12 protein-coding genes are annotated in these 18,524 nt (G+C 72.3%); 3 read left to right on the plus strand and 9 right to left on the minus strand.

The window, feature by feature from the left end; genetic code table 11:
- Together ACFWW9_RS08770 and ACFWW9_RS08775 are read right to left on the minus strand one after the other, a co-directional pair.
- Nucleotides 1–1,117 (minus strand): aldehyde dehydrogenase family protein (locus ACFWW9_RS08770; protein WP_390373467.1); only part of this gene is annotated, 1,117 nt, incomplete at its 3' end.
- Nucleotides 1,114–2,658, minus strand: coding sequence for a carotenoid oxygenase family protein (locus ACFWW9_RS08775; RefSeq protein WP_390373470.1), 1,545 nt, complete (start codon nt 2,656–2,658; stop codon nt 1,114–1,116). The genes ACFWW9_RS08770 and ACFWW9_RS08775, both read right to left, overlap by 4 nt.
- A gap of 99 nt (nt 2,659–2,757) precedes the next feature.
- Between ACFWW9_RS08775 and ACFWW9_RS08780 the strand changes: the two genes are divergently transcribed.
- Nucleotides 2,758–3,372, plus strand: coding sequence for a WHG domain-containing protein (locus tag ACFWW9_RS08780; RefSeq protein WP_390373472.1), 615 nt, complete (start codon nt 2,758–2,760; stop codon nt 3,370–3,372).
- 22 nt (nt 3,373–3,394) lie between these two features.
- Here the strand turns inward: ACFWW9_RS08780 and ACFWW9_RS08785 are convergent, their stop codons facing one another.
- Together ACFWW9_RS08785 and ACFWW9_RS08790 are read right to left on the minus strand one after the other, a co-directional pair.
- Nucleotides 3,395–4,468 (minus strand): hypothetical protein, encoded by a 1,074-nt coding sequence (locus tag ACFWW9_RS08785; RefSeq protein WP_390373474.1) that lies wholly within the window; start codon nt 4,466–4,468, stop codon nt 3,395–3,397.
- Nucleotides 4,462–5,877 carry a hypothetical protein gene (locus ACFWW9_RS08790; protein ID WP_390373476.1) on the minus strand — a complete coding sequence of 472 codons (1,416 nt, stop codon included), beginning with the start codon at nt 5,875–5,877 and terminating at the stop codon, nt 4,462–4,464. Before ACFWW9_RS08790 ends, ACFWW9_RS08785 begins: the two co-directional genes overlap by 7 nt.
- Before the next feature lie 387 nt (nt 5,878–6,264).
- Between ACFWW9_RS08790 and ACFWW9_RS08795 the strand changes: the two genes are divergently transcribed.
- Nucleotides 6,265–9,249, plus strand: a complete 2,985-nt coding sequence (locus tag ACFWW9_RS08795) for an amino acid adenylation domain-containing protein (protein WP_390373479.1) — start codon at nt 6,265–6,267, stop codon at nt 9,247–9,249.
- Here ACFWW9_RS08795 and ACFWW9_RS08800 read toward each other — a convergent pair.
- Genes ACFWW9_RS08800 through ACFWW9_RS08820 form a run of 5 tightly spaced genes read right to left on the minus strand, consistent with a single transcriptional unit; the run spans nt 9,221 to nt 15,846 of the window.
- The gene (locus ACFWW9_RS08800) at nt 9,221–10,402 is read right to left on the minus strand and encodes a cytochrome P450 (RefSeq protein WP_390373481.1); all 1,182 of its coding nucleotides are present in this window, start codon (nt 10,400–10,402) and stop codon (nt 9,221–9,223) included. The two genes, ACFWW9_RS08795 and ACFWW9_RS08800, sit on opposite strands and share 29 nt — an antisense overlap.
- Nucleotides 10,399–11,397: a MupA/Atu3671 family FMN-dependent luciferase-like monooxygenase gene (locus ACFWW9_RS08805; RefSeq protein WP_390373484.1), complete on the minus strand. Its 999-nt coding sequence runs from the start codon at nt 11,395–11,397 to the stop codon at nt 10,399–10,401. Before ACFWW9_RS08805 ends, ACFWW9_RS08800 begins: the two co-directional genes overlap by 4 nt.
- Nucleotides 11,388–12,500: a condensation domain-containing protein gene (locus ACFWW9_RS08810; protein ID WP_390373487.1), complete on the minus strand. Its 1,113-nt coding sequence runs from the start codon at nt 12,498–12,500 to the stop codon at nt 11,388–11,390. The genes ACFWW9_RS08805 and ACFWW9_RS08810 overlap by 10 nt, the downstream gene beginning before the upstream one ends.
- Entirely contained in the window at nt 12,497–14,134 is a 1,638-nt protein-coding gene (locus ACFWW9_RS08815) for an AMP-binding protein (RefSeq protein ID WP_390373490.1), read from the minus strand. Before ACFWW9_RS08815 ends, ACFWW9_RS08810 begins: the two co-directional genes overlap by 4 nt.
- A complete protein-coding gene (locus tag ACFWW9_RS08820) occupies nt 14,131–15,846 on the minus strand; it encodes an amino acid adenylation domain-containing protein (RefSeq protein ID WP_390373493.1) in 1,716 nt (571 codons plus the stop codon). Before ACFWW9_RS08820 ends, ACFWW9_RS08815 begins: the two co-directional genes overlap by 4 nt.
- Before the next feature lie 349 nt (nt 15,847–16,195).
- Here ACFWW9_RS08820 and ACFWW9_RS08825 point away from each other — a divergent pair, with 349 nt between their 5' ends.
- Nucleotides 16,196–18,493: a beta-L-arabinofuranosidase domain-containing protein gene (locus tag ACFWW9_RS08825; protein ID WP_390373496.1), complete on the plus strand. Its 2,298-nt coding sequence runs from the start codon at nt 16,196–16,198 to the stop codon at nt 18,491–18,493.
- The last annotated feature ends 31 nt before the right edge of the window (nt 18,494–18,524 follow it).

Here is an 18,524-nt window from a genome sequence, read left to right on the forward strand (position 1 = left end):
CCACCGGGGTGAGGAAGTGGCCGTCCGACGGCACTTCGCGCCTCGGGGTGAGCACGCGTGCGCCGTCGCCGACGGCGGCGCGGACGCGGGATCGCGCGGCCTCCACCGCCGCGCCGCTGATCAACGGCCCGATCCGGGTCTCGGGGTCCATGCCGTTGCCGACCGGCAGACCGGCGGTGCGCTCGACCATGCGAGCGGTGAACTCCTCCACGCGGTCCTCGTGCACGAGGAACCGGTTGGCCGCTGTGCAGACCTGGGCGCTGCCGCGGAACTTCGCGACCAGCGCGCCGCTCACCGCGGCCTCCACGTCGGCGTCGTGGCAGACGACGAAGGGCGCGTTGCCGCCGAGTTCCATGGAGCAGTTGACGATCCGCGCCGCGGCTTGGGCCAGCAGCGCGACGCCGACACGGGTGGAGCCGGTGAACGAGAGCATCCGCACCGGCCCCCGTTCGAGGAGGTCGCCGACGACGGGGATGTCGTCGGTGGTCGGCACGACGTTGACCACGCCCGCGGGCACGCCCGCCTCGGCGAACAGCTCGGCCAGGCGCAACGCGACCAGCGGGGTGTGGAAGGAGGGTTTGAGCACTACGGTGCAGCCCGCCGCCAGCGCTGGGGCCACCTTGCGCGTGACCATCGCCGCGGGCAGGTTCCACGGGGTGATCAGCAGGCTCACGCCCACCGGCCTCGACCTGGTCATGATGCGCCGCTCCCCGCTCGGCGACGGCCCGAGAGAGCCGGGCGCGCGGACGGCTTCCTCGCCGTACCAGCGGAAGAACTCCGCCGCGTAGGCGACCTCGCCGCGGGCGTCGGCCAGCGGTTTGCCGTTCTCGCGGACGATCAGCTCGGCGAGGTCGTCCCGGTGCGCCGTCATGGACTCGAACACGCGGCGCAGCACTTCGGCCCGTTCGCGCGGTGGTCGGCGAGCCCAGTCCGGCAGGGCCTTCTCGGCGGCGTCGGTCGCCGCGCGGGCGTCGGTCACGCCGGCGTCCGCGACCTCGGCGATCGCGGCGCCCGTCGCCGGGTCGGTGACGGTGAAGCGGACGCCGGAGGCGGCGGGGCGCCACGAGCCCGCGATGTGCAGGTCGGTCGGTCCGGAGTAGGTCATCACGGCGCTCACAGCGTGGAGTAGTGCTCGCCGAGGAACTGACCGTGCAGGCCGTACGGGATGGCGACGTCCAGCTTCGCGCGGGCGACCTCTGCGAGGTCCCTGGCGTTCAGGACCAGCAGGAACGAGCTGCGCGCCGTCGTGTCCAGCACCAGGCACAGCACGACCCCGTCGTCCTCGGCCGTGGAGTCGGGCGAGGGGACGAAGATCGGCTCGCCGGGGAAGCACCCGTCCTGGAACCAGCTGTGCGACACGTGGGTGCGCACGTCGGCCTTGACGATCTGGTTGTAGGCGACCTCGGGCAGGTCCTGGCGCATCCCGGCGGCGTACACGTACCGGTAGGGCTGGGTGTTGTACCGGCGGTAGGCGTAGGTGGGCAGTTCGAGCTGGTGACTTGCGAGGACCTCGATCTCGACGTCGGTGCCCGCGCCGAGCGGCAGGACGTAGCGCCGGAGCTGGCCGAGCGACAGGGGCGATCCGCCGCGACGGCGGTCGAGGTAGAAGTCGGTGTAGTGCTCGGCGGTGTCGTAGGCGGCGACGTCCATGACGATCGTGTCGCCGACCTCGTAGGCGTTGGCGTGGTGCACCACGAAGAAGCCGGGGGTTTCGAGCGTCTTGACCAGCGTCCCGTCGGCGCGGTCGATGACGAAGACCTTCGTGGCGGCGGTCGGGTCCCAGCGCAGTGCGGCCGCGAATCCCGCGGTGCGGTCGGCCAAGGCCTGGCCGTCGATGCCCAGAGGGAACTCCAGGGCGATGACGTAGCGCTCGGTCATGGCGAAGTGGTGCCGGTAGCCCGCGTTCCCCGACTCGACGGGGAGGGTCGAGATCGCCCGACTGGCGCCGGTGACGTAGTCGGTGGCCACGAGCTGGTACGCCGACTCCGGTCCGAGGACCGTGTGGACGTTGTACTGGATCTTGCGGTCGAAGTCGCGGTGCGGGTGCGGCGTCGGGGTGTGGTGCCCCGGCCAGGCCCCGTGCTGGGGGCTCTGGTCGAACATCCCCGCGGTGTCGAGGGTCTCCGGGTCGAACGTCATCCCCAGCGTCCCCTCGGTCAGGGAGACGACGGCCTCGCCGATCCGGGTGATGTTGATGTTGGCGTTGACCGGGTGCGCGACGAACTCGGTGGTCTCCCCGCGCAGCGCGTCCGCGCACGGGTCGTTGGCGAAGGCGAGCCACGTGAGCCTGCCGGTCTCCTTCTGGGAGGCGAAGGCGGGGCTGTCGAGGAAGCGGCAGCGGTAGGACACCCGGCCCGCCTGGAAGCTGAAGCGCTGGAGCAGGGCCAACCCGTCCCACCAGTGCTGGAGCCGCGTGCCACCCAGGTCCCACTTGCCGGGGCCGGTGCGCAGCAGCGTGCCGGAGAGCCAGCCGGGCATCGTGCCGGTGACGGGGACGTCGGGCACGTCGACCTCGCCCGGCAGCTCCTCCCAGCCCAGCGCGCCGCGCAGCGTGCCGACGTGCTGCCCGGCCCCGCCCCGGTAGAGGCCCTGGCGGACGAGGTGTTCGAGGTGCGGCAGCCGGTCCAGGTGCGAACGGGTGTCGTCGTTGACGGCCATGGGGCCCTGCTTTCGGGTAGTTGTAGAACAACGTTCTACAACTGTGCAACTGTGTTCCACAGACTGTCAAGGGGCACGTTCATGGGGGAAGATGCCGGGATGAACGAGACGCGAGCCGCGGGCCGCCGATCACGGACGCGCAGCGTGGACGTCGAGCGCGCACTGCTGGCCGCGGCCGAGGCGGTCCTGGCCAGGGAGGGGCCGGGCGGGCTCACGGTCCGCGCGGTCGCCACCGAGGCCGACATCGCGCCCATGGGGGTGTACAACCACCTGGGGGGCAAGGACGGCCTGGTGGAAGCGCTGCTGACCCGCGGCTTCGACCGCCTCCGTGCCGCCGTGGAACCCGGCGACGAATCGGACGCGCTCGCCAGGTTGAGCGGCAGTCAGACCAGGTACCGCGCCTTCGCCCTGGCCAACCCCCACCTGTACGCGATGATGTTCGACACCGGCGCGTCCCAGAGGAAGACCTCGCCGCTGTTCACCGAACGCGCCGCGGCGTCCTTCACCGCACTGGTCCGCAACATCGAACTGGCCGCCGCGACCGGCGCGATCACCGCACCCGACCCACGCCTGGCGGCACAACAGGTCTGGAGCGCCGTCCACGGAGCCGTGATCCTCGAACTCCACGGCCTGCTCCAGGTGCCGGACCCGGAAGCCGCCTTCCACGCCCTGGTCGCGACCCTCCTGCGAGGCCTGAGGCCGTCCGGCGACTGATCCGGGTGGAGACCGCCGTGCGTCAGCGGGTCTTGCGCAGCAGTGAGCCGAAGCCCGCTCGCCCCAACCGGCTCACGAGGCCGTCGCGCGTGGTGCCCATCGCGGTCGCCGCGCTGTCCAGGTTCCACTCGTGCTCGTCCAGCTTCGCCAGCAGGTAGCCCTTCTTCGCCTGCGCGGCCGACAGCCGGAAGGTCGACAGGTACGCCACCGCGCCCGCCTTGTCGGTGATCGTCTCGCCGATGTGGTTCTCCCACCGCGGGTCGAACGACGGCAGGAACCGCGACAGCGTGTACCGTTCCCCCATCCGGTACACCGTGGTCGACCGCCCCTCGGTCAGCCCGGCCGCCATCACGTCGGTGTGGAAGTCCGCCCAGCCGGTCTTCGCGGCGGTGATCGCCGTGCGCAGCCCCGCGAACGTCGTGGGCGAGCCCAGCGACACCTCGAACTCCGGCACGGACGGGTACAGCGTGGCGTACTGGTGCAGGAGTTCGCCGTAGAAGTCCCGCAGCAGCGTCGGGTGCAGGAGCCGGTAGTCGTCCGGGTGCGGCATGACGAACACGCCCGCCAGCGCGTCGGCGAAGTAGACCGCCACCCCGCACTGGTCGGGGTGGATCTCGAAGATCCGCAGCGCGTCGGCCAGGCCGGGCATCTCGCCGCCGTGGTAGACGATCTCCTCGCGGAACTGGAGTCCGCGCCGCACCGCCTCGCTGGTCCACTCCTGCCACGCGATGGGCGGCCCGGCGAACGCCAGCGCCAGGTAGCCCTCGAACGCCATGTGCTGCGGCAGGAAGCGCAGCCGGTTCCGGTCCTCGCGCTTGGCCATCCGCTTGCGGAACACCAGTCCGCAGCACTCGGGGTCGTCCTTCACCTGGGTCCCGTACGCCGCCGACGCGTCCTCGCCCCACCGCGCCACCAGCGCGTGCGGGACCAGCGCGCCGTACAGCGACTTGTCCGGCAGGTCCACGATGGACACCGAGTCCTCGCCGTAGCAGCGGGGGTGCAGGCGCAGGTCGGTGATCGGCCGGTCCCGCAGCAGCGGCACCAGCCGCACCGCGCCCCAGACCTGCGAAGGCCCCGCCGTCAGCCCGGTCAGCACGACCGCTCCCCGAGGAACGCCGCCACCCGCGCGTCCAGGTGCGTGCGCAGCTCGTGCAGCGGCGCGGCACCGGTCGCGAAGCGGGCGACCTCGACCAGGGCAGCCACGTCCTCGGCGTTGCGCACGCCGACGGTGGCGACACCGGGCGCGAGTCCGCGCACGGCGAAGGTGTCGTCGTCGTAGACGGGGTTCAGGTGGACGACCTCGGTGGACCCGTCGTCCAGCGTGGCCCGCCACACCCGCAGGACCTCGGCCGCCAAGCCGACCGGCGCGTTGTCCCAGCCGTCCGACACCACCACGACCCGGTCCGGCCGCAGTTCGAGCGCGTCCACCAGCCGGTCGCCCAGCCCGGTGGCGCCGACCGGGCGCACCATCAGCGGGTCGCCGCGGTGGTGCAGCCACAACCCGGTGAAGTCCGACGCCAGCTCGGCCAGCAGGTGGTACGCCGCCAGCGCGACCGCCAGCGGGCGCTGCCGCTTCGCGCTCGACCCGACGGTCGAGTAGCTGTCGTCCAGCACCGCGACGATCCGCCCCCACGTCCCGGCCTGCCCGGCAGCCGTGCGCCGAGCCGCGGTCCGCAGGGCAGCGGTCAACTCCTCACGCCGCTGCCTCCGCTCGGACCGGGGCAACGACAGCACGTAGCTCGCCAGCCGGGTGAGCGGCATGCGGCTCACCTCCGACCGGACCTCGTCCACGCCGAGCCGCTCGCCGGTCGCGTGCAGCCGCTCCTGCTCACGGGCCGTCAACCGCGGCGCGATGTTCGCGAGGAACCGCTCGCGCGGCACCTCGTGCTTCGCGGCGAACCCCTCCGCCACGGTGTAGGGCAGCTCGTAGACCGCGCGCGAGTCGTAGTGCGCGCGACGCCACGCGTCCAGCAGCGGCGTCTCGAACCGGGCCTGACGCCGCCAGTCGAACAGCGCCGCGCCGACCTCGCCGGGCAGGGTGAGGTGGGCGTGCCGCGACGCCGTCGCCAGGCCGCGCCGGTACTTGACCGCGTCGTGGGCCGGGTCCGGGCGGGCGGCCACCCAGTCGCGCACGATCGCCCGCGCGCGCCGGTTGTTGACCTTCGCCTGCCGCAGCTCGCGGAACAGCCGGTACACGCGCTGCGGCGGCAGCAGGGCCAGCTTGCGGGCGATCAGCCGCCCCTCCACCGCCCGCTGCGCGGCGGGCGCGTCGGTGTCCCGCAACAGGTTCCGCACCACCAGCGCGGCGTTGTGGTCGTTGATCCCGAGCGCCAGCGTGGCCGCGTACAGCTCGCGGTAGTTGCCCAGCACGTACTCGTGCAGGAACGCCAGCGAGAGCCGCTGCGCGCTGTCGTCCGACCGGAACTCGCGTTGCCCTGTGGAGGTGACGGCCGCGTTGACGAACATCACCAGGTCCTCGCACTCCAACTGGTCACTGGACCGCATCACCGCTCCACGGGGAAGAGACGAAGGCCTGCCGGGGAATGGGGGCACGAACTGCGAAGCTTCGTTTCAGAGACGATTCCGGAAGTCGCACCGGAGTCCCGCGGCAGGCCGGGCAGAACGTAACACGACGTCGACGTCCGCCGACGGGGAATTACCGAAGATCATCGCCGACCGCCGATTGCCCGAAAGTACGGCGCGCTCGCGCGTCCGAGGGCCGAGAGTGGCCGCAGGGGGCCGTTTCGGGTGGGGTGGCGCGTAGCCTCGCGGGAACGATCTTGGTGGTGGCCATCCCGGTGTGGGCGGAACTTCCTTGTCTCAGTTGGGTTTCCGGGTGTGCGGACGATGGTGGGAGTCGTTGTGGGGTCTGGGACGGGGTTTTCTCGGCGGATGAACTTCACGGAGAAGTTCATCCTCGCCAACGCGTTGCCCGAGGAGACTTGCCTGGAGCTCGTCGTGGAGGGGGTCGGGCAGCTCGATCCCGACGCTGTCGTCGCCGCTGTCACCGTTGCCGCGCGCGCCACGAGGGTCGCGCGTCTGGTGCGGGGGCGGGGGAACCGGTGGGTGGACGGTGGCGGGACGCCGCGGGTCCGGGTGCTCGACGGGGACGCGTTCGACCGGGTGACGTTGAGCGGGCTGCCCGAACTGCACCAAGCGCTCGGGTCCGGTCGGGATCGGCCCACCAGTGAGGTCGTCCTGCTCACCGGTGCGCGGCCCGCGCTGGTGTTCCGCGTCGAGCACCTCGTCACGGACGGCACCGGCGTGTTGTTGTGGGCGGAGCAGGTGTTCCGCGTGCTGCGGGGTGAGGAACCGCGGTACCTCGACGACGCCGTGAGCGAGATCGACCTGCGGCGCGCGCACCCCGGTCAGGCCAAGCGGCCCAAGGCGGACGCCCCGGCCGCCACGCTGCCCCCGCTGCGCTCGCCCGACGCGTTCGGCAGCCACCCGCAGTTCCAGCTGCGCCGCACCTTCGACGGCCACCACACCGCCCTCTCGGCCAAGCTCGCCGTGGCGCTCACCGACCTGTGCGACCTGGACCACGCGCTCGTCAGCGTCACGGTCGACCTGCGCAGGCACCTCCCCGACGCGCGCACCACCGACTGCCTGTCCTTCGCGGTCATGCTGGAGGTCAGGCGGGGCGACACCTGGCAGGCGGCGCACGAGCGGCTGTTGCGGATGCTGGCCGAGAACCAGGACGTCACCAGCCTGCCGCCCGCTCCGGTGATGCGCGCGCTGGTGGCCATGCCCACGGGTCTGCTGCGCGCGCTGTCGTCCGCCGCGGACAAGCAGATCGTCAAGGGCAAGAGCGGTGTGCCGGTGCCGTTCGTGCTCAGCCACCTCGGCAGGCTCGACCTGGACGCGTTCAGCGCCGAGGGCTTCACGGCGACCACGGCGTACTCGATCCCCAAGCGCGCGCTCATCGCGCCGCCGGGCATCACGATCGTCGAGGCGGGCGGGCGCACGGAGATCGTCGTGTCCGGTGACGACGTCCCCGAACTCCGCGAGCGGGCCCGAACCCTGGTGGACGGCCTCGAATCCGCCCTGATCCCAGCCGCTGGGGTGCTGCGCGGCCGGGACGTGCCGACCGCGCCGGAAACGCTCGTGTCCGCGTTCCGCAGGCGGGTTCTCGACTCGCCCGACGAGGTGGCGCTGGTCGGTCCCGGCGGTCCGGTCACCTACGCCGACCTGGACGCCCGGTCCACCGCGGTCGCGGCCGAACTGGTCGGGCGCGGTGTCCGGCGGGGCGACGTCGTCGGGCTGCTCAGCGGTCGTTCGGCCGACGCCGTCGTGGGCATCTGGGGCGTGCTCAAGGCGGGCGCCGCGTACCTCCCGCTGGACACCAGGAACCCCTCCGCGTGGCTGCGGGACCTGCTGTCCGACGCGGGCGCGTCGGTGTGCCTGACCGACCGCGCCCACGCGGAGCCGGGAAACCTGCCCGAGGGGTGCGAGGGGATCGTGCTCGACGACGTCCGCCCCGGCGCCACCCCGCCCGAGGTGGACGTGCTCCCCGGCGACCTCGCCTACGTCATCTACACCTCCGGCTCGACCGGCCGCCCCAAGGGCGTGGAGGTCGAGCACGCCGCCGCCACGGCCTACTGCCGCTACGCGATCGAGGCGTACGGCATCGACTCGACCAGCTGCTTCCCGCTGTTCACCTCGCTGGCGTTCGACCTGCCGATCACCGCGCTGCTGCCGCCGCTGCTGGCGGGCGGGCGCGTGGCGCTGATCGAGGAGGAGCCCAACCACCGGTCGCTGGCCGCGATGCTGACCGAGCACGGGGTCAACTCGATCAAGCTCACCCCGTCGCACCTGGACCTGATCTCCCAGCTGGGGCTCACGACGACCGACGTGCGGGTGGCGGTCGTCGGCGGGGAGGGGCTGCCCGTCCGGGTCGCCGAGGCGGCGAGGGCCGCGTTCGGGCCGCAGTGCCGCGTCATCAACGAGTACGGCCCCACCGAGTTCACCGTGGGCTGCGTCGTGCACACCTACGACCCGGACCTCGACACGGACTCCGCCGTGCCCATCGGCCTGCCCGTGGACAACACGACCGTCCACCTGCTCGACGACCTGCGGGTGCCCGTCGCCGCCGGTGAGGTCGGCGAGATCCACCTGTCCGGCCCGCAGCTCGCCCGCGGCTACCGGGGACGGCCCGATCTCGACCGGGACCTCTTCGTCACCCTCGCGGACGGCTCCAGGGCGTACCGCACCGGCGACCTGGCCCGCGTGCTGCCCAGCGGGGAACTCGACTACCTGGGGCGGCGCGACGACCAGATCAAGGTTCTCGGCCACCGCGTGGAGCCCACCGAGATCGCGCGGGCACTCGAAAGCCACCCCGCGGTGAGGCAAGCGCTGGTCACGGCCAAGGCCCGCCCCGGCACCAGCACCAAACTCGCCTACGCCTACGTCGTCACCGACGTGCCGGTGACCCGCCGGGAGCTGGTCGCGCACACCGCCGACCTGCTGCCCGCGCACTTCGTCCCCTCCGTGGTCGTGTTCGTCGACGACCTGCCCGCCACGGCCAACGGCAAGGTCGACCTGCGGGCGCTGCCCGACCCGTTCGCCACGACGACCGACACCCCGGCGCCACCGGCCGAGGACCGGGACGAGGTGGGCGCGGCCGTCGCCCGGATCTGGGCGGACGTCCTGGGGCTCGACCCGCACGACATCGCCGACGACAGCGACTTCGGCGTGCTCGGCGGCACGTCCATCACGTTCCTCGCCATGATCGGCACGGTGTGCGGGACGGTGCTGGACCCCGAGCGCGAGGCCCGGTTCATGGCCGAGTTCGCCCAGGTCATCGCCAAGCCCACCTTCGGCCACCTCACCGCCGTGGTCCGGGAGACGGCTATCCCAGTCGGACCGGGAGCGCGGTGACGAGCGTGCCGATGTCGCGCTCGGCGAAGACGATCTCGTCGGGGCTCACGGTGAGCCGCAGCCCCGGCGTCCGGTCCAGCAGGGCGTCCAAGGCGACCGCGATCAACGCTCGGGCGAAGCCGACTCCGGGGCAGTAGTGCCGTCCGCCCCCGAAGCCGATGTTCTTGCGCACCGGGCGGTCGACCCGGAACACGTCGGGCTCGTCGTAGGCGTCCGGGTCGTGCAGGGCGGCGATCCACGCCAGCAGCACCGCCTGCCCCGCGGGGACCGTGCCCGAGGGCAGGCGGACCTCGGCGGTCGCCACCCGGAGCGCGGCGACGTTGCCCATGTGCACGTGGCGCAGCAGCTCGTCCACGGCCGCGGGCACGGTCTCCCGGTTCTCCACCAGCGCCGTCCAGTGCGCCGCGTCGTCGCTCAGCAGGGCGAGCACCGACCGGCCGAGCACACCGCTCGGGGCCTCGACCCCGGCGGACACGAGCAGCCGCACGATGCTGACCAGTTCGTCGTGGTCGAGCCGGGCGTCGGTGTCCGGCGGCGTGACGAGGTCGAGCAGCAGGGGCGCGTCCGGGCGCGGTGCGGCCACGACCCCGCGCAGGTACGCGGTGAACTCCGCCACCAGCTCGGCCCGCTCCTCGGGCGGGACCGGGGTGGCCAGGGTGTAGGCGCCCGACCAGCGCCGGATCCGCCCCGCGTCGGCCGCGGGGATGCCCAGCAGCGAGCACATCGTGAGCAGCGGGAGCTGGGAGCAGTACTCCTCGACGAGGTCCGCGGTCGGCCCCATCGCGTCGAGCAGCTCGCCCGCGACCCGGTCGACCACCGGGACGTACCTCGCCACGCGGGTGTTGTTCAACGCCTGCGTCGCGATCCGGTGCACGCGGTCGTGCGCCTCGTCCGCCTGGTTGATCAGCAGCTCGGGGTCGTAGAGGAAGTTCGGCTCGGCGCTGTTCCTCGGCGCGTCGGGCAGGACGTGGTTGCGCGACAGCCTCGGCTCGGCCGCCGCGGCGGCCACGTCCTCCTGCCGCACCAGCAGGATCGCCTCGTCCCCGCTGGGCAGGGTGACCGCGCCGAACGGGCAGGTCCTCCGGCGCTCGGCGAACTCCGGGGCCGGCGCCAGCCGGTTGCCCGAGGGGAACGGGAAAGCGGGGGCGTTCACCGGGAACTCCTCTCTCGCACGGCGGCCAGGTGCGGCAGCGCGTCCAGGGTGGTGGCCGTGTCGACGCCGAAGTCGACCAGGCAGGCGACCTCGTCGACGCCGATCGCGGTCAGCCGGTCGAGGAGGGCCAGGCAGGTCGCGGGTCCGCCGAACAGGCCCGCCCTGGTGAAGTAGCGCTCGAACGCCCGGTCGACCAGGAAGTCGACGTCGTCCTCGTCGAGGTCGCCGCCCGCTGACAGGTCGAGCGAGCGCCGCAGGTACCGCCGCATCGGGTCGCGCACGACCTCCCGCACGGAGGCGTCGTCCGGGCCGGCGAACGTGTGCAGCATGAGCGTCACCCTGCCGCCTGCCCCGCGGACGGACCGGTAGCGCTGGATCTTGGCCGCGAGGTCGTCGACGTCCTGGTTGAGCAGGTGCGTCAGCACGTTGGCCCCGAGCTCGCCCGCGAGGTCGAACGTGGCCGGGTCGCCCGCGCTGGTGATCCAGACGGGCGGGTCCGGTCGCACCGGGCGAGGGTAGGCGGCCAGCTCGACCTCGGCTCCACGTCCGTCGACCCGGCGCACCGTTCCTCCCCGCCACAACGTGCGCACCTCGTCGAGCTGCCGGACGAAGTCGCGCCGCCGGTGCTCGAACGCCTGTGGCGCCAAGGCGAAGTCGACCGCGTGCCACCCCGAGGCGAACGCCAGCCCGACCCGGCCGTGGGACAGCTGGTCGACCACGGCCCACTCCTCGGCGACGCGCAGCGGGTCGTGCAACGGCAGCACAACGCTCCCGGCGCGAATCCCGATCCGCTTGGTCACGGCGGCGATGGCGGCGCTCGTGACGGACGGGTTGGGGTACGGGCCGCCGAACGGGTGGAAGTGCCGCTCGGGCGTCCATACCGCGTCGAACCCGTTGTCGTCGGCGAACTTCGCGCCTTCGAGCAGCAGCCGGTAGGCGTCCGCTGTGGACTGTTCGCCCGCGTCGGCGGTGAAGTAGAACAGGCTCAGGTCCACAGCGGCTCCGCGGGGGTCAGGCCGATCGTGTCGCGCAGCACCTCGGTGAACTCCTCCACGGGTGCGCGGGTCCCGCGAGGGTGGAGCATCTTCACCAGCGTCGTGGGACCGTCGACGACGTTCAGGTGCAGGAGGTTGCGGGCGATCCCGGTGGAGGTCGTCCAGTCGACACGCGAGTCCGCGAACGACGGCGGTTCGCTCCGGCGGCGGTAGCTGATCGAGATCGGCGTGGGCGACAGCGAGGGGCGCGCACCCGCCGCGCTCAACGGCGTGCACCGGAACGGGTAGAGCGCGCGCAGGTCCCGGCGCACCGCGTGGACCTGGTCCAGCACCGGCACGTCGTGCGGAGTCGTGCAGGGGAACGGGAGTTCGTTCACGAAGAGTCCTATGTGGTCCGACTCGGCCGGTGTCCTGGTGGACAAGGCGATCGTGAGGTCACCGAGACCGCCCGCGACGAACCGGAGCGCGGAGAGCAGGAGTTCGAACCGCGTCACCCCCGCGTCCTTCGCCACCACGTCCAGCCTCGCCGAGGCCTCGTGGGTGAGCACGCCCGCCCACTCCTCCCCCGGCCACGCGGAGAACTCGGCCGGGCGGTAAGGCCGCGACCGCCAGAACTCCCGCCCGGCCACGAACCGCGGCCGTCGGGGCTCCACGACCGGGAGAGGGGCGAGGGGTGTTTTCCGGTAGAACGCGGCCAGGTCCCGCAGGAGGACGTCCTTGGAGTGCCCGTCGAACACCGAGTGGTGGGCGGTGACCACGAGCAGCGGTCGTTCGCCGGAGGCGACCGTGAAGCGGCACAGCGGTCCGGTGTGGAGGGCGAACCCCCTGGCCATCTCCCCAGCCACCGAAACGTGCTCGACGTGCCGCACCTCGGGTCGCTCCCGCGCGGGGACGAGCCACGGCAGTCCGTCGCGGTCCTCGACAGCGCCGCGCAGCACCGGGTGTCGGTCGAGCACCGCACGGCAGGCCGACACGAGCGCGGCGACGTCGAGGTCGGGGCCGAACGAGACCGTGAGGCCCAGGGTGTAGGCGTTGTCGGCGACGCCCGACTGCTCCATGAACCAGACGCCCGCCTCCGCGGCGGTGGCCGGTCGCGGGATCACCTCCACCGCGTGTCCAGCGGCGCGAGGCGTTCGTGGATCAGCCGGGCCTGCGCGGCCAGCACCGGCGTGGCGAAGAGGGCCGCCGCGGAGAGGTCGACGGCGAACTCCGCCGAGCACAACTTGGCCAGCCGCAACGTGAGCAGCGAATCCCCGCCGAGTGCGAGGAAGTCGTCGTCGGCGTGCACCTCGCGCAGACCGAGGAGCCTGCTCCACACCCGGCCCAGGGCGCGTTCCACCGGTGACGTCAGCGGTTGGGCCGCCTCGACGGTGAACAGGCCGACCAGGTCGCGCTTGACCACCTTGCCCGCGGTGTTGCGTGGCAGCAGGTCGACCCGCAGCAGCCGGGCGGGCACCTCCGCCGGGGACAGCCGCTCGGCCAGGAACGCCCGCAGCCCCTCGACCACGTCCATCGCCGTGGTCACGACTGCGGCGGCGAGCACCGTTCCGGAGCGCGGGTGGGGCAGGCCGAGCACCGCGGCGTCCAGCACACCGGGATGCTCGTGCAGCGCCGCCTCGACGGCGAGGGTCGACACCCGGTGCCCGCCGACCTTCACCAGGTCGGATTCGCGGTCGATCAGGTGCAGGTAGCCGTCCTCGTCGATCCGCCCCAGGTCACCCGTGCGGATCCACCCGTCGACCGACGCGGGGGAACCGTTGTCGTGCAACAGGGTTCGCGGTGCCGGAGCGCGCAACCACACCTCCTCCCCCACCACCCGCACGTCACCCGCGCCGAGCGCGGTCGGCCTGCTCGGGTCGAACGCCATCGCGACGTGGCCGGGAGCCGACTCGGTGGAGCTGTAGTAGTTGACCAAGGTGGCGTCGGGCAGCCCACGGGTCAACTCCACGGCGACCGCGGGCGGCAACGCGGCCCCAGTGGACCCCACCAGCGCCACCGACGTGAGGTCGTACCGCGACCACGCCGCGGAGTTGACCAGGTCGATGGCCGTCGCGGGCACCAGGAACAGCGAGTCGGCGCGGTGCCGTTCGACGGCGGAGCACAGCTCGTCCACGTCCGGGCGTCGCGCCACCAGCGCGGCCGACTCGGCGGTCAGGGCGTTGAGCAGCATCGTCTGGCCCGCGTTGGTGCCGATCGGGAAGGCGTGGGCGAAGTACCGCGTGCGACCGCCCAGTCGTCGTCGCGGGTGGTAGCCGTGGGTGAGGTTGGCGTGGGTGGCCACGACGCCCTTGGGGCTCCCGTCGGTGCCGGAGGTGAACAGCACTTGGGCGGGGTCGTCGGGTGAGACGGCGGCCAACTCCGCGACCGGCCCGTCCGCAGCCTCCGTCGTGCTGACCGCGAACTCCACGGCCGTCCGGCCGTGGACCAGCGTTCGAGCCTCGCAGCGGGCCAGGAGGTCGTTCCGCAGGGCGTCCGGGAGGCGGGTGGAGAACGGGACCGCCGTCGCGCCCGCGCTCAGCACGGCGCAGAACGCCACCGCGTAGTCGGTCCACTCGTCCTCGCCGAACAGCAGCCCCACCCGGTCGCCCGCGCCGACGCCGGAAGCCCGCAGCCTGCGGGCGAACGCCGTCGCCCTGGTGTGCCACGCGCCGAACGTCAGCACCGTGCCGTCGGTCTGCCGGATCGCCGGGCGTTCCGGCTCGCGGGAACGGTCCTCCAGCACATCGGGGACCGTCATGTGGCCCGCGCCTGGTCGATCGCTTCGGCGATACCGGCGACGGTGCCCCGCCCCAGCACCAGCTTCAGGTCCACCACGTCCCCGAAGACCTTGCGCGAGCGCGCGACGAGCTGCGTGGCGATCAGCGAATGCCCGCCGACGTCGAGGACGTGCTCGTGCACGCCGACCCCGTCCACGCCGAGGAGCCCTTCCAGGATCCGGGCAACGGTCTGCTCGGTCGTGGTGCGGGCGCTGTCGTCGCTCGTGGGAACGGGCAGGCGCGAGCGGTCGACCTTGCCGTTGTCGGTCAGGGGCAGGCTCGGCAGGACGTGCACCTCGTCCGGCACCAGGTGGCGCGGGACCTCCCCGGCCAGCGCGACCCGCAGCGCGGTGCCGGTCACCGGCGGCCCGTCGTCGAGCACGACGTGCGCGACCAGCCGGGTCGTGCCCTCATCCGTGCCGCGCCCGGACACCACGGCCTCGCGGACCGGGGCGAGCGCGGTCAGCGCGTGCTCCACGGCGCTCGGTTCGACGCGGACGCCCCGCACCTTGAGCTGGTCGTCTCCGCGCCCGAGGAAGGTCAGCACGCCGTCGGGCGACCGCCTGCCCAGGTCCCCGGTCCGGTACAGCCTCCCCGCGCCGAACGGGTTGTCGACGAACCGCCGCGCGGTCAGGTCCGGGTCGCCGAGGTAGCCGCGGCCCACGTGCGGCCCGCCGAGCACGATCTCCCCCACCTCGCCGTCGGCGACCGGGCGCAGGTGCTCGTCGACCACCAGCGCGGTGGTCCCGGCCACTGCACGCCCGATGGGGACCTCGGGCGAGTCGGTCGCGGTGTGCAGGGTGGCGCACACCGTGGTCTCGGTGGGGCCGTAGCCGTTGACGAAGGTCACCCGGTCGCGCCACCGCGCCGCCGTGGACGGCGAGCACACCTCCCCCACGCTGACGAGGACGCGCAGGTCCGGGTACGGCTGGTCGGGCAGGGTCCGGACCACGGCGGCGGGCAGCACGGAGTGGGTCACCCCGCGGTCGAGCAGCGTGGTCGCGAGGGGGCCTCCCGCCACGACCTCGCGTGGCGGGACTTCGAGCCGTGCGCCGTGTCCGAGGGCCAGGACCAGGTCGAACACCGCGCCGTCGAACGCCGGGGAGGCGAACTGGAGCACGTGGGCACCGGGTCCGAGGTCCGGGAAGTGCGCGCGCTGGACGTCGACCAGGTTCCGCACGCCCGCGTGCTCGATCAGGACCAGCTTCGGCTCGGCGGTGGTGCCCGAGGTCGGCATCACGTACGCGAGATCGTCCGGCGCGGGTCGGGGCAGGTCCCCGGCGACTACCGTCACGTCGAGGCCCGCGAGGTCCAGGTGGGGCAGTCCGGGCAGCCCGCCGACCGCCGACCCCGTGAGCACGGCCGTGACACCGGCCCGTTCGGCGAGCGCCACCGACCAGGTCTCCGGGTACGAGGGCGACAGCGGCAGGAACGCCGCCCCCGCCTTCCAGACGGCCAGCACGGCCTCGACGTACTCACGCCCACGATCGACCACCAGCGCGACGATGTGCCCCGGTGCCACGCCTTCCGCGCGCAGGGCGGCCGCGAGCCCGTCGGTCCTGCGGTCCAACTCGCCGTAGGTCAGCGTTCCGGCGTCGTCCGCCACCGCGACCAGATCCGACGTGTGCCGAGCCAGGCTCGCCACGACGTCGTGGAGAGCGGGAAGCGCGTCCAGGTCCACCTGCGAGAGCACCCGTGCTCCTTTCCCGTCGGTACGGCCACCACACCCGGCAGGGACCTTCACCCACGGCCGCGCGAACGGGCAACTCCCCGTCTCAGCAGGTCAGCCTGTTGGCCTACTCGCCGACGATCCGGTTCACGCGCCCGTCACACCCGGAAAATCCCCCGTTCGCGCATCCGTCGCGTGTTGACACCAATTGTGTTATCGCTAACATGCAGGGTGACGCTCAGACTAACCGGTGAACTTCGCAAATATTGGTTGCTAAATCGAGCTAAAAACGATGCGGATTCACTTCGCTCTATTCCACACCGCCGAGAAACGCACTCACGATGTTAGCGATAACAGCCTAGGTGGGAGCCTCATGTCCTGGTCGTTGAGTCGTCGCAGGCTGTTGCAGGCCGCTGGGGCAGCGGCCGTCGCCCCCGCCGTGTTCCGCGGCACCGCCGAGGCGGCGACGGTCGCCCCGGCGCGCGCGGACATCGGCGCGCTGGCCCAACCGTTCGACCTCGGCCAGGTCCGGCTGAGCACGGGCCGGTGGCTGGACAACCAGAACCGCACGCTGTCCTACCTGAGGTTCGTCGACGTCGACCGGCTGCTCTACACCTTCCGCGCCAACCACCGCCTGTCGACCAACGGCGCGGCGGCGCTCGGCGGGTGGGAAGCGCCGGACTTCCCGTTCCGCACCCACAGCCAGGGGCACTTCCTCACCGCGTGGGCGCAGGCGTGGGCGGTGCTGGGCGACACGACGTGCCGCGACCGGGCAGCGTACGTCGTCGCGGAGTTGGCCAAGTGCCAGGCCAACAACGCGGCCGCCGGGTTCACCTCGGGCTACCTGTCCGGGTTCCCGGAGTCGGACTTCGACGCGATGGAGGCGGGCAGCCCGAAGTCCGTGTCGTACTACGCGCTGCACAAGACCCTGGCCGGTCTGCTGGACGTGTGGCGGTACACCGGGAACACGCAGGCGCGGGACGTGCTGCTGCGGTTGGCGGGCTGGGTCGACTGGCGCACCGGCCGCCTGTCCCAGAGCCAGATGCAACGCGTGCTGGGCACCGAGTTCGGCGGCATGAACGCCGTGCTGACCGACCTGTACCAGCAGACCGGTGACGGCCGGTGGCTGACCACCGCGCAGCGGTTCGACCACGCGGCCGTGTTCGACCCCTTGGCCGCAAACCGCGACCAGCTCAACGGGCTGCACGCCAACACGCAGGTACCCAAGTGGATCGGGGCGGCACGCGAGTACAAGGCGACCGGTACCACCCGCTACCGCGACATCGCCGTCAACGCATGGGCCATCACCGTGTCCGCGCACACGTACGTGATCGGCGGCAACAGCCAGGCCGAGCACTTCCGCGCGCCCAACGCCATCGCGGCCTACCTCGCCACCGACACGGCCGAGGCGTGCAACACCTACAACATGCTCAAGCTGACCCGTGAGCTGTGGCTGCTCGACCCGAACCGGGCCGCCTACTTCGACTTCTACGAGCGCGCCCTGCTCAACCACCTCATCGGCCAGCAGAACCCCTCGGACGCACACGGCCACGTCTGCTACTTCACCGGCCTCAACCCCGGCCACCGACGCGGCAACACCGGCCCGGCGTGGGGCGGTGGCAACTGGAGCACCGACTACGGCACGTTCTGGTGCTGCCAGGGCACGGGTGTCGAGACCAACACCAAGCTCGCCGACTCGATCTACTTCCACGACGGCACGACGCTGACCGTGAACCTCTACACGCCGTCGGTGCTCACCTGGTTGGAGCGCGGCATCACCGTCTCCCAGGCCACCTCCTACCCCGCGAGCGACACCACCACGCTGACCGTGACGGGAAGTGCGAGCGGCTCGTGGACGATGCGCTTCCGCATCCCCGCCTGGACCACCGGCGCGACCGTCGCCGTCAACGGCACCACCCAGAACGTCACCGCCACCCCCGGCACCTACGCCTCGCTCACCCGCTCCTGGACGTCCGGCGACACCGTCACCCTCAAGCTGCCCATGCGCGTGATCCCGGTGCCCGCCAACGACAACCCGAACGTCGTCGCCCTCACCTACGGGCCCGCCGTCCTGGCGGGCAACTACGGCAACACCGCGCTGTCCGCGCTGCCGTCGCTCGACGTCACCTCGATCACCCGCACCAGCACCACCTCGCTCGCGTTCACGGCGCGGGCCAACGGCGCGGCGGTGACCCTCGGCCCGTTCCACGACGCCCACGGGTACAACTACACCGTCTACTGGACCACCGGGAGCAGCCACCGCCTGGTCAACGTCGCCAGCGGGCTCGTGCTGGGCATCCGGGACATGTCGACCGCCGACGGCGGCCTCGCCCTGCAATGGGCCGACACCGGCACCGCCGACCACGACTGGGTGCTCGTCGCCGACGGCTCGGACGTGCGCATCCGCAACGTCAACAGCGGCAAGGTCCTCGGCGTCGAGAACATGTCCACCGCCGACAACGCCCGCGTCCTTCAGTGGTCCGACAACGGCACCGCGGACCACAGGTGGACGCTGATCGACAACGGCGACGGCACCCACAGGATCCGCAACGCCAACAGCGGCAAGCTGCTCGGCATCCAGGACGGCTCGACCTCCCAGGGCGCGCAGGCCGTCCAGGACTCCGACAACGGCTCCGCGGACAACCGGTGGAGGCTCGTGCGCACCGCGTGACCGCCTGGCGCCCGCCAGGAGCCAAGTAGGG

The organism is Umezawaea sp. NPDC059074, assembly GCF_042738955.1.
Classification (GTDB): Bacteria; Actinomycetota; Actinomycetes; order Mycobacteriales; family Pseudonocardiaceae; genus Umezawaea.